This is a genomic window from Streptosporangium subroseum (assembly GCF_900188345.1).
GTDB lineage: Bacteria > Actinomycetota > Actinomycetes > Streptosporangiales > Streptosporangiaceae > Streptosporangium > Streptosporangium subroseum.
On the sequence record NZ_FZOD01000077.1, the window covers coordinates 13664 to 28090 of the forward strand.

The window sequence follows — 14427 nt, forward strand, 5'->3', positions numbered from 1 at the left end:
GTATGAAGAGGCCATGCGCACCGATCGCGCAGCCAAGCAGGAGAGCGGCCCACCCAAGGATGCTCGCTGCCATGTGCAAGGTCATCCGGTCGTCTCCGCTGCTCGGGGGCTGAACAACTGGATGCACATGGACCGGCTCGCCGCCCAGCACGGCAGCGGCGACGAGACCACGGCGCCGGCGGAGTCCGAGCAGGAAGAACTGGCCCGGCTACGGCGAGAGAAAACCGATCTTTCTGCACCGCACTGAGAGTCATCCTGACAAGTGGCTGGGCGTGTAGACCAGGCTGACCCATGCTCGCGTGGCTTTCTCCGTGAAACTTGCCAGCACACGGGTGATCTCGCCGTTTAGGCCGATCACTACCGCCCGGGTACCGTCGTCGTCGCTGACCATGAGGGACAGATGCCGATCGTCCCACCATCCGATCGTCGACCGCATCCCCTTGTCACTGACACGCTTGACCAGCTTGCCGGACTTGAAGTCCCACAGGCAGTAGTTCGAGGCATTCGCCGACAGGCACAGTGTGAGGAGTTGCCTGCCCGAGGGCGAGAACGAATCCTGGCCCTGCATGAAGCCGATCTTGCGTAGCGTGCGATGTGTGCGTCCGTCCTGCCGGTACACACGGACTCCGGCGTACGGGTCCCCGATGCCGGCGACCAGATATTTGCCGTCCGGAGTCCACTGAAAGGACGAGGGCGGGTCGACGCCGCGGACCATGACGGCCTTCGAGGTGCCGGTTACGGTGTCAACGATAACAAAACCGACGGTGTCGATCTCATCCTTCTGGATGCTGAGGACGAGTTTGCGACCATCACGTGCCCACATGGGCGTAGTGGCGTTCAGGGGTTTCCGTACGGTACTGATGCGCTTGGCTTTGCCCGCGCTGTCAAAGATGACAACGGAGTTGAACGCCCCGGGAGAGGCGTAGGGCACGCCCGCGACTTTTCCGCCTTTCGGCGCCGGTTCGAGCTCGCCGTACCCTTTCTTCGCCGCGAAGGAGAGCCCACCGGACGAGCGGAGATAGGCGGCGCGGCGGGATGATGACACCTCCTTGCTGAAGGCGGTCACCCGCCACGGATCGCCGTTCTGTTCATGCAGTACGACGCCGGCTTCGGACACCTCGATGTCGGCGTTGATGAGCTGCTGGGCAGATGCGGGAATGGCGGTGACCGTGGACAGAAGCAGGCTCACAGATAGCACGCCGCGTAACAGAAGGGAGCGGATCACGATGGCAGCATAGAGAAAGATCGTAATCTGTGAAGGCGTCCGAGTCAGGCTCGCGCTGTCCTTGACGTGATCCACCAGGCTCGCGTGGAGATGGGGAGAAGCGGCGAACCGAGGATAAGGGCCGCTGCGCGAACGGGACGCCGCATTGAAGATTCGGAATATGTGCGGAACGCTGAGCAATATTCAGCGATCGACACGGTGCCTGTGTGCAGGTGGCGGCGACCGCAGCCAGCAAAGGCTCGCCCCACTTCTCATTCGACAATCATGGACCCGGCCGGCTGAGGACATGGCCGGCACCTCGGATGACGACCTCCAGCGGAGAGCCGGTGTCGAAGCATCGGTTGAGAGACTCGATGAGAGGCGAAGCGTACTCAGGGACGGCCTCCGGCGCGCATCTCTCCGTGACGCGCATGAAACCACCAGGTCGCGCTGGAGCCATCCGACGAATGACGGCTGGGCCGTGTGATGTGGGGCGAGCATTATGGTCGGATGCCAGAACTGATCAATCCAACTACCAGACTGCGGACGTCGTTCCTGGCCGCGGTGACCGAGTTTCGCGCAGACCGCGACTACCCGGTTCCCTGGTTCGTCACCGACGTCGACCCGCAGGCTCTACATGCCCCGTCGGCCTTCGCTGCGTATGTCACGCGCGTGCTGGGCGAGCGGGAGGAAGCGGCCGCGCAAGCGATCGGGTTCGTGCCGATGACGACGCTGTGGTGGGCTGAAGGCGAGCGACTGCTGGGCAGGTTGGCGATCCGCCACCGGCTCATTCCGGCCTTGGAGAAGGCTGGGGGCCACATCGGCTACGACGTACGGCCCAGCGCACGGTGGCAGGGGCATGCGACCGCGATGCTCGCCGCAGCATTGCCGATTGCCCGTTCGCTCGGCATTGCCGAGGCGCTGTTGACGTGCGACGACACGAATACGGCGTCCCAGCGGGTGATCGAGGCGAACGGTGGCCGGTTCGTCGATATGGCCGGGCAAAAGCGCCGCTACTGGGTGCCAACGCGTTCTTGAGACTGTCAGTAGGCGGTGGCTTCGGCGACTTTCCGCATGGGACACCTCGCCGTCGTGCTGAGGGTGGTTCTACGGTGTATCACGGGTATGCGCGGGATGATCTTCTTGGACAATGCCGAGACGGAGTCCGTATGACGAGGTCGGAGACGCAGCACAATCGAGAACAGCGGTCCGCTGTAAAACCGTCGGCACTCCGATTCTGGGAGCCAACTTGGGAGCCACCAAGCCGTACGCCCCTGGACTGAGCCGGATTGATACGAACAGACGGATCGTTCGCGACCTGCCCGGCGAACCGGCCTGAACGTCCCTGGACATCGTTTGGGGATCTACGGATCAGATAGTGAGGAGGAAGGCTTCCATGGCGGTTCGCAAGCTCACGGGGTCTTCGAGGTGGAGGTCATGGCCGGCGGCGGGAACCCGGACCACTGTCGTCGAGGGACGCTGTCGGACCATCCTCTCGACATCCCGGGAAGGGATGATGCCGTGTTCGGCGAGTACGACCAGCGTGGGACAGCGCACCTGAGCCCATTCGGTCCAGAAGGGCCTTTCGGCGTTCTCCTTCAATGACGCGACCATCACGTCACGGTCGAACCGGGCATGCCAGCCGTCCGCCCGTGACTCCAGACCATCCGCCCACCCGAGGCCGACCGGACCACCCCCGAAGAACTCGGCCGCAGCGGCGTGGGAAGCGAAGGGAAGAGGCCAGGTGTCCAGCCACCGCCCGATCCTCGCGGGACCGTCGGGATCGGGATCGCCCGGAGCCGCCTCCACCAGGACCAGCGCCCGGACCAGGTCAGGGCGGGCCGCCGCGACCAGCATCGCGGTGTGCCCGCCCAAGGATTGCCCCACCAGGATGACGGAGCTTGACCCCAGCGTCTCGACGACGGCGACGGCATCGTTGACGTAGGCGTCCCGTGAGGTGTCGGCCGGGCGTCGCTCGCTCAGCCTGTGGCCTCGCTGGTCCAGAGTGACGACGCGGTGTCCTTCCCGCAGCCACTCGACGGTTGCGTCCCACTCTCCGCAGTGACCCGCCAGACCGTGCAGCAGCAGTACGGCCGGTCCCGGTCCGCCGTAGTCCCGGCCTACCAGCCTGACCCCGTCGCGGACGACCGTGAATTCCGACCACACGTTGCCCATCCTCACCGTGAACCTGCCTGAATGTAGGACGTCGGATCCAGCAGAGTACGGGCCGCCCGCACCATGGCAACGGTGACAGCGACGCCGGCCACTGCCCACACACGGCGGCAGCCGTACGGGACCGCTGATCTCAGGGCGGCGAGGGGGACCAGGGTGGTTGTGCTTGAAAGCGAATGATCGCTCCTGCTGCCGTACAGAAACCCGTACAGCAACACCGCCTTACACGATCGCACGCCACCGACCCACATCAGCCATCCGAGCGGGGCGAGACGCCGTTGACCATCGTGGGAGGCGCGACCGTGCCGCGCGACCCCGAACTCCCGGGAGAGCGAGAGCACGCGCGGCAGGAACGCTCCGGGCGGATACGTGCGACTCAGGATGCGGCGCTCGAACTCGGCCGCGCCGCGCCGGTAGTGCGGCCCGGCTGCGTCGCCACAACGGGGGTCAGCCTACGTCGTGACCCCTCACTTCTTCGCGCCGGAGCCGGTCACGACCGTCATCGGCCCGGACTCGACGGTGCTCGACGTCCCGTCGGCCCACGTGCCGGTCACCTGGACGGTCACCGTGTCGCCGAGGTACTTTCCCACGAGGTGGAACCGCGACCCGGTCGCGCCCGCCACCGGCTTGCCGTTCACGAGCCACTGGTAGCTGAACTTCGCATCCGGGGTCCACGTGCCCGGGTCGGCCGTCACGAATCCGCCGACCTTCGGCGAGCCCTTGATGACCGGCGTGCCCGGCAGCTCCAGCCGATAGTGGTAGAAGGTGACGTTGCTGGGACCGTTCGGCTCCGGCTGCTCCCGGTTGAGGATGTTGAGGGTCAGACCGTCCGGTGTCTCCAGGAGCGACAGGCCTTCGACCTCTTGAGCGTAGGGAACCTTGAGATTGAAGAGCACCTGGACCTCGCCGGTCGTCAGGTTGGCGCGGGAGATGTTCTTCCCCGCGTCGTTCGAGGCGAAGTACATCCAGCCGTCATGGATCTTGCCGCCCTGGGCCTGGTCGACCGTCTGCGACAGCGGGATGTATCTGTTGAACGTCCAGTCGCGCAGGTTGTAGACGGCGATTTCCGTCGCGTTGCCGTAGGCCATGCCGTAGGCGAGGCCCTTGTCCGTGTCGACGGCCACCCAGCTTGCGATGTCCTGCACGCCGTGCGGCGGCTTCAGGGCAGCGGCCTGGCCGGTGAAGCTCAGATCGGCGGCGTTGTAGACGGCGAACACCGGCGTGTCGTAGCGGCCGCCGGTGACCGTATCGCGCGTGCTGGTGTCGAGTGAGATGTAGAGCTTGCCGTTGGCGTAGTCGATGTCGCCGATGTGGTTCAGGCCTTTGTAGGCGAACGGCGAGGGGTTGGCCAATTCGGACGGAATGGCCGGCGAGCGCTTGAAGATGGTGTTGTACTGCATGTCCGTGATCTCCAGCCCGTTGCTGCTGGAGAAGTACCAGTGAGTGCCGTCAGTGGTGACGCCCTGGCCGCGCGAGCTCTCGGCCTCGCCGGTGAACACGTCCTTGCCGATGAGCTTCCACGTCTCGACCGCCTGCGCGGGTGCCGCCTGCGCAGGTGTCGCGTGCGCGGGTGCTGCATGCACAGGTGCCGCCGCCGCGGGTGCCGCCTGCGCGGTTGCCACCGCCGCGGCCGCGCCGACCAGGGCGAGCCCGGCGATGAAATTCCTTCTGGCGAAACTTCCCAAGACGACTCCATGTGATCCGCCGGCGGACGACCCGTGTCCGCCGTGTCGGTTTAAGTCCTATAAGGGGGAGTTTGCGCCGCCACGGCGGCAGTATGACCGCGCAGTGACGTTTTCTCGCTGGTTCAGCTGATCCGATGGTGTTCGAGGACAGGCCGTGCAGATACCGCAGCGGCAACACCTCGGTGATGCGCGGGGTCTTACGCGCCCACGGCGGCAGGATGGATGAGGAAAACCGCTGCCGCTCGCCCTGATTCTCGTTGAGCGGCTTACGGGGTAGCCGCAGAACTTGCATGGTTGCAGCCGGCCGGGGCCCGCGAGCAGTGACACTGCCTTGTCCGGGCCGGTGCACCGTGGACCTTGATGTCTCACGTGCCGGGTGTAGGACGCCCGAGGGAAGACGATCCTGGCTTGCGGCGAAGGATGGGTGATCGTAGCTACCATCCGGAAGGCAGGCTTATGTCGGAGATAAGGACTTGATCGCCGAAGTGGGCGAACAAGTGACCGACGCCGAACTCGTCGCCCGGTATCGGCGCAACCCTGACCTGTTCACCACCGTGCACGACCGCTACTACCGCGACATCTACCTGTATGTGGCGGGTCGGCTGGACGCGCAGATCGCCGAGGACATCACGGCCGAGACGTTCCTGCTGGCCTTCGACAAGCGCGACCGGTTCGACCCGGAACGCGGGGGCCTGCGGCCCTGGCTGTTCGGCTTCGCCACCAATCTGATCGCCAGGCACCGGCGCAAGGAGAAACGCCACTACAGGGCGCTGGCCCGGCTCGGCCCGGAACCCGTTGTAGAAGGCCACGAGAACCAGGTCGTCGACTCCGTCGCTGCTCAGCGCATGCAGCCGCACCTGGCGAAGGCACTCGCCGCGTTGTCCGGCGGCGAGCGCGATGTTCTGCTGCTCGTGGCCCTGGGCCAGCTCAGCTACGACGAAGTGGCCCAGGCGCTCGGCATCGCCGCCGGCACGGTGGGCTCCAGGCTCAGCCGAGCGCGCGTGAAAATCCACGCTCTCATCGACAAGGAGACCGCCCATGGATGACCTGAACGCACTCGCCACCCTGCTGACCAAGCCTGAGCCGCCCGCTGAGGCGATCACTCGCAGCAGAGGCCGACTCCAGGACCGGATGCGAGGCCGCGCGCGGCGGCGGATCGGGTGGCTTGTACCCGCGCTCACCCTGGCCACCGCCGCCGCGGCGGTCGTCGCCGTGCTCGTCACGGGCGTGATCAAGCCCGCCGGCGTACCCACCTCAGGCAGGGAGGTGCTGCTCATGGCCGCTGCCAGCGCGGAACGCACGCCCCAAGGCTCCGGGACCTACTGGCACGTCAAACGTGAGGTGCGGGATGTGGACAGTTCGCGTCAGGAGAGCTGGATCACGCGCGACGGCCGGCGCTGGTCCGTGGGGGATCCGGGCAACCCTCCCGGCGTCGTCGTACCAGACCCGGACCCGCTCATGCTCAAGGGAGCCGAGGTGAGCATCGAGGACCTCGAAAGGCTGCCGGCAGATCCCGAGGCGTTGAAAGCGCGGCTCACCGGGCTTCAGGGGCGTGAGAGCGCCATGACCGCATCTGAGCAGCGAGGTGACCCTCTCTTTTCGCTTGTCACGCTGATCTCGGAGTTGCCGACGCCGCCGGAGGTCCGTTCCGCAGCGTTCCGGGCACTCGCCACGATTCCGGGAGTCGAGAGCACGGGCGCGGTCGAAGGCGGGCAGGAGCTGCGGTTTCCCGATCCTGATATCGGGTGGGAGATCAAGCTGGTCGTCGATCCCGAGACCGCTCAAGTGACGCGCACCACCTATCTCCCCGGCAACGACGGAAGCGTGATGTTGAGCGAGAGATTCATCTGGGTGACCGCTGGCTGGACGGACCAGCCTCCTCGGTAACGCCTGAGCCGACGGCGGCCGGAGACCTCGCCGCATCCCGCTTCCACGCACTGGGGGCCTTGCTATATGAGATCGCTAAGCAGGAGAGGTCATCACAGGTGTCGGGGGAGGGTCATCGGGGCGAGGCCGAAGTCGGCGAGTACGGCCTCGTCACGGAGGGGCGTGGTCCCCGCCCGCGAGCACCATGGTCCGCGCCGTCTGGTAGCGGCAGCCGGCGGCATCGAACGTCGCCGCGGTGGCGAGCAGCTTCTCCCGGTCACCAGCGAGCAGTGCTTCGGCCCGTTCCACGATGGCGCCGGCGACCTGGTTGCCGGCTGTGATGGTCCGGGCGTCGGCCAGGCGATTGCGGGCGTCGGGGCTTCCGGCGAGTACGGCGGTTTCGGCGCGTAGCGCCACGTACCAGTGGAGCCAGATCCAGGTGACCCACTTCCAGACCTCGCCGGGCTCGGGCGCCATTCGCTCCAGGGCCTTCTCGGCTTGCCCGCGGTGGAGCATCCTCATCGCGTCGAAGACGGCCCCGTATCCGTAGGTGCGCTCCGGTGAGTCGCCGAGCTGATCCGAGACCGCCCGCCATTCGCGCGCGGCGTCGTGATCGTCACGGAGGTCGTGGATCATCTCAACCGCTGCTGCCGCTGGGCCGAGGGCCGACGTGGCCGGGCGGCCGGCTCGCTGCCACGCGTCGAGGAACAGGGTGCTGCCGGTGACCACCTCGTCGACGTTGCCCGCCAGCGCGTCGGCGACCAGCAGCCAACTCGTGGCACGGTGGCCGACCTCGGCCAGCGACGGATGCTCGGCGAGCTGTCGTGCCCACCGGCGGGCGCCCAGCAGATCCCCCGAGCCGAGGCTGGTCTGCGCGGCCATGCCGAGCGCGTCGATCAGCTCGTGGGTGCCGATCGGAGTACTCGGTGTGGAGGAGAGCAGCATGATCCGGCGCCGGGCCGTGGCGGCGGTGCCGAAGGTGTCCCCGGCCCAGCTCTGGGCGGTGATGAGCGCGTCGAACGCGGCGGACTCGATGAGCGGGTCGCCGGTACGGCCGGCGAGCTCGACCGCCCGCTCGGCGCGCGCGATCGTTTCCGGCACGGCGTTGTCGGATGGGCCCTGAGCGGCACCGAAGGCGTCGGTGAGCACCCCGGCCTCGGCCAGCGCCACCGCCGCCTGGGCAGCCGGATCGTCGCCGGCCAGTTCCCGCGCCCGGGTGATCAACTCGATCGCCTCCTGCGGGCGCGGGATTCTCACGAACGTGCTCGAGAATCGGTAGGCGTTGGTGACGGCGGTCGCCAGGTCGGCGGCGGCACCGGCGTTGTCCCCTGATCGAAGGGCGGCGTCGGCAGCGGCGCGGTGCAGGCGGTACATGTCATCACCACGCGTCCGGCAGCCGGCCACGGCCGCGGCGTGCCTGAGCATCGACGCGATGGCGGCAGCGTCGGTCGTGAGCGCGGCCGCCTGCTCATAGCGCTGCTGGGACTCGCCGACCAGGTTGCGGGTGAATGTCAGCTCCGCCAGGTGTCGGGCCAGTCCGTACGCGGCCGCGCGCTGCTCCTGCTCGTTCGCCGCCCACGCCAGGGCGGCGCGGAGGTCGGCGGCCACCGCGTCGAACCGGGCCCGCCATCTACTCACGTCGTTTCGCCGCCAAGAACGCGGGTGTCTCTCCCGACGGAACCGGATCCCACCGGCTTGTCATCGAAAGCGATGCCGGAACCTTCACCGACCCGGATGGGTTCGAGTGGGAGGCCGCCTCGGCCTCACACGGGTGGCCAGGGTTTGTACCGGCACTGGCGCAGCCGGAAGTAGACCGATGAGCGTCCCGGACCTCGGCGAATCCTCCCGCCCGCACCTTCGACCGGAGCATCCGTGACACTTCGGAGCGGCTCGAGCGGATCGTAGACGCCGAGGTCGCCACCGCGGCCTGGGCGGCCTGCCCTACGCGGACCGTTGGCGCAAACGGCATCGGGGGCGACGGCGACCGCTGCCGGGGAGCGGTCGACCGCGGCCCAGCCGTTGGCCGGGATGCAGTAACCGCGCTCGCGGCCTTGGAGGGGGAGCCGCAGGCTCGGGTCTTGCCCTCCACCGTGATCGAGTGACCGCCAGGTGGCGGCCGCAATCGTGGCCGCGTTCAGCAGATCTTCACTGTGATTTGCGACGCTAGGACGATCATGGAAATGATGTCCGGATGACCACCCCCGGCTCATTACGATCGCGGCGGTTCCTGATCTTCAGCCTCGCCGCCGCCACTCTCACCATCGCTTTTATGTTCGCCAAGCCGGCCCTGCTGCTAGACGGTCCGCAGTCAGCGATGGATTTTCGCAATGTGGTCGTCCTCGACTGGGCCGCAGAGAATCTCGTGCCTGTTCTGTTGGGGCTGCCCCTCGGAGTGCTGATTGACCGAGTGCGGCGCCGTCGGTCCGTCCTGGTGGTGATGGCCCTGCTGGGGATGGTGGCGGTGGCCTCCGTCACGGTGGCAGACGGTCTGGGCGCGGCCGGCGGGCCGCACGCCCTCGCGGTGATGACGGTGATGGCCGCTCTGGCAGCGGTGACACCGGTCGGCCAGGACGCCTACCTGCCGTCCATCGTCGGGCGTGGACGCCTGGTTCCGGCGAACGCGTTGCTGTCGGTGTTGCCGCAGGCCCTCCTTCTCGGTCTGGCAGCGATTCTGTCCTTACTGGACGGGAGCGAATTCGCGTTTCTGGTCGTCGTCAGCGTGGCGATGGCCGGGGCGACGTTGCTGTTTCGCGGCGTCGACGCCACCGAGGCGCCACCGCCTCCCAGGGCGGGGCTGTGGCGGGAGATGGCGGAGGGGATCCGCTTCACCGCGAAGCAACCGGTGTTGCGAGCGATCACCCTGTATCTGGTGGTGTCGGCACTGTTCGCGGAACTCGTCGACGAGGCGACGGACGAGGCACGGAACGCGGTGATGGACGCGGCGGAGAGAGACGCGTCACTGAGCGAGTTCTACTGGTGGTCGGTCACGGTGCCGCTCTACAGCGCGCCTTTGCTGGGGGCGTTGCTGTCCGTGCTGCTCCACCGGAGGCTCGGCGCCTTCCGGCTGGCCTGGTGGGCCGTGCTGGTGAGCCAGCCGTTCATCCTGCTGCTCGCGCTGTCCGGTACGGACTGGGGACAGCTCTGGTACACGATCGGAGAGTTCGTCCCGTTGACCGGAACGATCGTCGTCGCCATCGCTCTGCTCAGCCACCGCCAGGCGATCACGCCCGAACGGCTGCTCGGCCGGGTGGGCGGACTGCTACTCGGGCTTACCGGCCTAGCCGACATCCTGGGAAACCTGCTGGGGGCGCCCGTCCACTGGCTCGCCGAGTTCGGCGGCTCCACGCCCACACCGCTGGTCCTACTCCCCGGCCTGGCCCTCGCCACGTTCGCCACGCTCGCCGCCGCCGTCCCACTACTGAGAGCCCGACACCTCGCGGCCGATCCGGTCCTGGAGACGACCACCGGATAAGGCCTCGGCGTCGGCGAGGCCTTTTGATGCGGAACTGCTCGCCGAAGCGAGTGAATCAGCGATCGCCATCCAATTACTGATTCAGCCGATCGAGTGCTGCCTTCGTTTCTGGGTTTGGGATCTGCGCGTAGATGTCCGTAGTCATCGATATCTGCGAGTGCCGCAGAATGCGCATCGCCACCCGGGGGTGAACGTCGAGCACGGCCAGGAGTGAGGCACAAGTGTGCCGGGTGTCGTGACGCGGATGTTGGGCACGTCCGCCTTGCGTCAGTGCGCCTCGAAGGCGCGGTTGAAGTTGCCCTGAGCAGGGCAGACGCCACTGGTGAAGCATATGCCATTGCTTATGGAGCGTCAGATGGTGTTTTCCTCGGGAAATGAATGATTGGCGTCGAGTTCTTGGAGGCCACGCTGGCAGACGGCCCACTGGATATGGTCGCTAGCAGCATTGGCAAGAATGACGCTCGCGACGATGTCCTCGTGACACGGGGGAGTGCCGTGCTGGCTGCAACCGCCCTGGGCACCCGTGCTGTTCGGGTTCTTGTACCAGGCCGAGGGCTGAGGGACGAGGATTTGTACTACGTGTGTCTTCACGTCCCCGAATTTACGAAGTCGCAGCGCTGGTAGCAACGAATTGGACGAGACCGGTAGATAGACGTTCCCTCATAAGGTGGATCGCCGTGCAATGACTCGCCCTCTTCGACCTGGAACACACTCGTGAACCTGGATGAGGAAGATCCAGCGGACGCCTACGCGCTCTGTGACGCCAAAAGGCAAAGGCAAGGAGATTCCTCTCCCTGCCACTACCAAGATATAGCGCACCGGGGGGCTTGCGGCAAGACCCGGGTCGTGGCGCAGAATCGTCGGCCGAGGCCACAACCTGCGGAAACGGGGGCACGACGTGCGGGTGTTGTTGTCGACGGATGGGGGACGCGGTGACGTCGAACCAGTGGTGGGACCGGCGGTGCGCTTGCGGGCGTTCGGGGCGGAGGCTCGGGGGTGCGCGCCGCCGGACTGGGCGGAGCGGCCGGCCGGCTCGTCAGAGGGAAGGCGACCAGGGATGAGGACGTACGCGACAAGAGGCTCGACAGAGCTTGGGACGCAGGTGACCCGACCAACCAGTGCGGTGCGACGGAGCACGGCTGCCTCGGAGGTATCGCAGTGATCGAGCAGTACGTGGTGGATCTTCAAGAGGTCGACGAGACGCAGGTCGCGGTCGTCGGCGGCAAGGGCGCGCACCTGGGCGGGCTGTCGCGGATCGAAGGCATCCGCGTGCCGGCCGGGTTCTGCGTGACGACGGACGCCTTCCGCCGGATCATGGCGGAGGCGCCGTCGATCGACGATCGGCTCGATGAGCTGTCGCACCTGAACCCGGACGACCGGGACGGGATCCGCACGCTCAGCGCGGAGATCCGCCGGACCATCGAAGGGATCGCCCTCCCTGACGATCTCGCGGCGGCGATCACCCACGCGCTCGCCCAGCTCGGCGAGCAAGCCGCCTACGCCGTCCGATCCAGCGCGACGGCGGAGGACCTGCCGACGGCCTCCTTCGCCGGTCAGCAGGACACGTATCTCAACGTCATGGGGCCCGCGGCGGTCCTGCGCCACGTCAGCCGGTGCTGGGCGTCGCTGTTCACCGAGCGGGCCGTGACCTACCGCCTGCGGAACGGCTTCGGCCACCGTACGGTCGACATGGCCGTGGTCGTGCAGCGGATGGTCTTCCCGCATGCGGCCGGCATCCTGTTCACGGCCGACCCCGTCACGGGCAACCGGAAGGTCGCCACCGTGGACGCCGGCTTCGGCCTCGGCGAGGCCCTGGTCTCCGGCCTGGTGAACCCGGACGTCTTCAAGGTGCGCGACGGCGGGATCGTCGCCAGGACGATCGCCGCCAAACAGCGTGCCGTTCACGCCCTGCCGGCCGGCGGCACGCAGGAAGTGGCGATCGCCCCGGAACGGCAGGAGCAGCCGGCGTTGACGGATGCGCAGGTCATGCGGCTCGTGCGGCTCGGGCGGCGGATCGAGGCGCACTTCGGCCGCCCGCAGGACATCGAATGGTGTCTGGTCGATGACGACTTCCAGATCGTTCAGAGCCGGCCGATCACGACGCTGTTCCCCATCCCCGAGTCCGGCGACCAGGAGAATCACGTCTACGTCTCCGTCGGCCATGGGCAGATGATGACCGACCCCATGAAGCCCCTGGGGTTCTCCATGTGGCAGCTGACGGCCATGGTGCCGATGCACGAGGCCGGCGGGAGGCTGTTCGTCGACGTCACCCCGCGTCTGGCCTCGCCCGCGAGCCGCGCCGGCCTCCTGGAGGTCATGGGGAGAGGCGATCCGCTGATCAGGGACGCTCTGGAGACTGTCCTCGACCGCGACGACTTCGTCCCGTCGCTCCCGGACGCGGGTCCCGGCGGGCCGCCGGCCGGCGGTGCGTCCGCCCCGATCGAGGCCGATCCGGCCATCGTCACCGAGCTGATCGAGCGCAGCCAGGTGTCCATCGCCGCCCTGGGGCGCGACATCCGGACGAAGACAGGACCGGCGCTGTTCGACTTCCTGCTGGAGGCCTTCGAGGAGCACAAGCGAGTTCTCGGTGATCCGCTGAACTTTCAGGCGATCATGGCGGGGATGGACGCCACGTGGTGGCTCAACGACAAGCTGCAGGAGTGGCTGGGCGAGAAGAACGCGGCTGACACCCTCACGCTGTCCGCCCCCGGCAACGTCACGTCGGAGATGGGGCTGGCGCTGCTCGACGTCGCGGACGTGATCCGCCCGCATGCGGAGGTGGTGGCGTTCCTGCAGGGCGTCGAGGACGAGGGCTTCCTGGACGAACTGGCGAAGCTCGCGGGCGGGACCGAAGCGCGCGACGCCATAGAGGCCTACCTCGACCTGTACGGCATGCGCTGCGTCGGCGAGATCGACATCACGAGGCCACGTTGGCGCGAGCGCCCCACCACGCTCGTGCCCGCGATCCTCGACAACGTCAGGAACTTCGAGCCGGGCGCCGCCGAGCGGCGCTTCGAGCAAGGGCGGCAGAAGGCGCAGAAGAAGGAACAGGACGTGCTGGCACGCTTGCGGGACCTGCCGGACGGGGACCGGAAAGCCGACGAGGCCAAGCGGATGATCGACCAGGTCAGAACCTTCATCGGGTACCGGGAGTATCCGAAGTACGGCATCGTCAGCCGCTATTTCGTCTACAAGCAGGCCCTGCTGGAGGAGGCCGAGCGCCTCGTGCAGGCCGACGTGCTTTCTGAGAAGGAGGACGTCTTCTACCTCACGTTCCAGGAACTCCACGACGTCGTGCGCTCGAACCAGGTGGATGACCGGCTCATCCGGCGGCGCAAGGACGCGTTCCGGTCGTACCACGCGCTCACACCGCCCCGGGTGCTCACCTCGGATGGCGAGGCCGTCACGGGGGCGTACCGGCGCGACGACGTGCCGGACGGCGCCCTGGTCGGCCTGCCGGTTTCCGCCGGGACCATCGAGGGAAGGGCCCGCGTCATCCTGGACATGGCGGATGCCGATCTCGAATCGGGCGACATCCTGGTCACGACCTTCACGGACCCCAGCTGGTCGACGCTGTTCGTCGGAATCGCGGGCCTGGTGACGGAGGTGGGCGGCCTGATGACCCATGGTGCGGTGATCGCCCGGGAGTACGGCCTGCCGGCCGTCGTGGGCGTGGAGCAGGCCACCCGGCTGATCCGGGACGGGCAGCGGATCCGCGTGCACGGAACCGACGGGTACATCGAGATCCTGCCTTGACCGACCACACAGGGAAGCCCCACCCGTAGCTTCCGGCCGAACAACGCCAGGCAGTCGATGACCACCCCACGACCGCCGCCTGCAACGCGGGTTGCGTCCACGGAGATGGTGTATGAGTTTCCCCAGCCGGTGGGCGTGGCACTTGCCGCAGACGCTTACCGCTGACCTGCAGAAACAGGATCACGCGCGGGCCGGCTCATACACCACTTCGCTGGGCTCGGCGAGCCGGCCTCGGACGGCAGCGGCTACCGCGAGTACGTGCTCACCGCGAC

At 67.3% G+C, this 14427-nt stretch carries 11 protein-coding genes; 6 read left to right on the top strand and 5 right to left on the bottom strand.

All coding sequences use genetic code 11. The annotated features are described in order from the left end of the window. The first annotated feature begins 13 nt into the window (after positions 1–13). On the top strand, positions 14–247 hold the full coding sequence (locus CHC08_RS48930) for a hypothetical protein (RefSeq protein WP_143653574.1): 234 nt from the start codon (positions 14–16) through the stop codon (positions 245–247). 3 nt (positions 248–250) lie between these two features. Here CHC08_RS48930 and CHC08_RS41580 read toward each other — a convergent pair whose 3' ends face one another. Next, a complete protein-coding gene (locus CHC08_RS41580; RefSeq protein WP_143653575.1) occupies positions 251–1300 on the bottom strand; it encodes a TolB-like translocation protein in 1050 nt (349 codons plus the stop codon). 414 nt (positions 1301–1714) lie between these two features. On the opposite strand from CHC08_RS41580, the gene CHC08_RS41585 reads away from it, so the two are divergent. Next, positions 1715–2242 (top strand): GNAT family N-acetyltransferase, encoded by a 528-nt coding sequence (locus tag CHC08_RS41585; protein ID WP_089212919.1) that lies wholly within the window; start codon positions 1715–1717, stop codon positions 2240–2242. A 333-nt stretch (positions 2243–2575) separates the two neighbouring features. On the opposite strand, the gene CHC08_RS41590 is transcribed toward CHC08_RS41585, so the two are convergent. Further along, a complete protein-coding gene (locus CHC08_RS41590; RefSeq protein ID WP_218825740.1) occupies positions 2576–3370 on the bottom strand; it encodes an alpha/beta fold hydrolase in 795 nt (264 codons plus the stop codon). Between the two features lie 473 nt (positions 3371–3843). Next, complete coding sequence (locus CHC08_RS41595; RefSeq protein ID WP_179282512.1) at positions 3844–5061, bottom strand: hypothetical protein; 1218 nt, start codon at positions 5059–5061, stop codon at positions 3844–3846. 473 nt (positions 5062–5534) lie between these two features. On the opposite strand from CHC08_RS41595, the gene CHC08_RS41605 reads away from it, so the two are divergent. Together CHC08_RS41605 and CHC08_RS41610 are read left to right on the top strand one after the other, a co-directional pair. Further along, a complete protein-coding gene (locus CHC08_RS41605; RefSeq protein WP_089212899.1) occupies positions 5535–6107 on the top strand; it encodes an RNA polymerase sigma factor in 573 nt (190 codons plus the stop codon). Then, positions 6100–6948, top strand: coding sequence for a CU044_5270 family protein (locus CHC08_RS41610; protein ID WP_089212900.1), 849 nt, complete (start codon positions 6100–6102; stop codon positions 6946–6948). The genes CHC08_RS41605 and CHC08_RS41610 overlap by 8 nt, the downstream gene beginning before the upstream one ends. A gap of 150 nt (positions 6949–7098) precedes the next feature. Here the strand turns inward: CHC08_RS41610 and CHC08_RS41615 are convergent, their stop codons facing one another. After that, positions 7099–8565, bottom strand: coding sequence for a hypothetical protein (locus CHC08_RS41615; RefSeq protein ID WP_245878894.1), 1467 nt, complete (start codon positions 8563–8565; stop codon positions 7099–7101). A 631-nt stretch (positions 8566–9196) separates the two neighbouring features. Here CHC08_RS41615 and CHC08_RS41625 point away from each other — a divergent pair. Further along, the gene (locus tag CHC08_RS41625; protein ID WP_143653576.1) at positions 9197–10399 is read left to right on the top strand and encodes a hypothetical protein; all 1203 of its coding nucleotides are present in this window, start codon (positions 9197–9199) and stop codon (positions 10397–10399) included. A 351-nt stretch (positions 10400–10750) separates the two neighbouring features. On the opposite strand, the gene CHC08_RS48940 is transcribed toward CHC08_RS41625, so the two are convergent. Continuing rightward, on the bottom strand, positions 10751–10990 hold the full coding sequence (locus CHC08_RS48940; RefSeq protein WP_143653577.1) for a hypothetical protein: 240 nt from the start codon (positions 10988–10990) through the stop codon (positions 10751–10753). A gap of 405 nt (positions 10991–11395) precedes the next feature. On the opposite strand from CHC08_RS48940, the gene rph reads away from it, so the two are divergent. Continuing rightward, positions 11396–14155, top strand: a complete 2760-nt coding sequence (rph, locus tag CHC08_RS41645) for a rifamycin-inactivating phosphotransferase (protein ID WP_245878895.1) — start codon at positions 11396–11398, stop codon at positions 14153–14155. Positions 14156–14427 lie beyond the last annotated feature (272 nt).

Coding starts and splice junctions, on each gene's coding strand:
- CHC08_RS48930 (WP_143653574.1), top strand. CDS start 14: ATGCGCACCGATCGCGCAGCCAAGCAGGAGAGCGGCCCACCCAAGGAT.
- CHC08_RS41585 (WP_089212919.1), top strand. CDS start 1,715: ATGCCAGAACTGATCAATCCAACTACCAGACTGCGGACGTCGTTCCTG.
- CHC08_RS41610 (WP_089212900.1), top strand. CDS start 6,100: ATGGATGACCTGAACGCACTCGCCACCCTGCTGACCAAGCCTGAGCCG.
- CHC08_RS41625 (WP_143653576.1), top strand. CDS start 9,197: ATGTTCGCCAAGCCGGCCCTGCTGCTAGACGGTCCGCAGTCAGCGATG.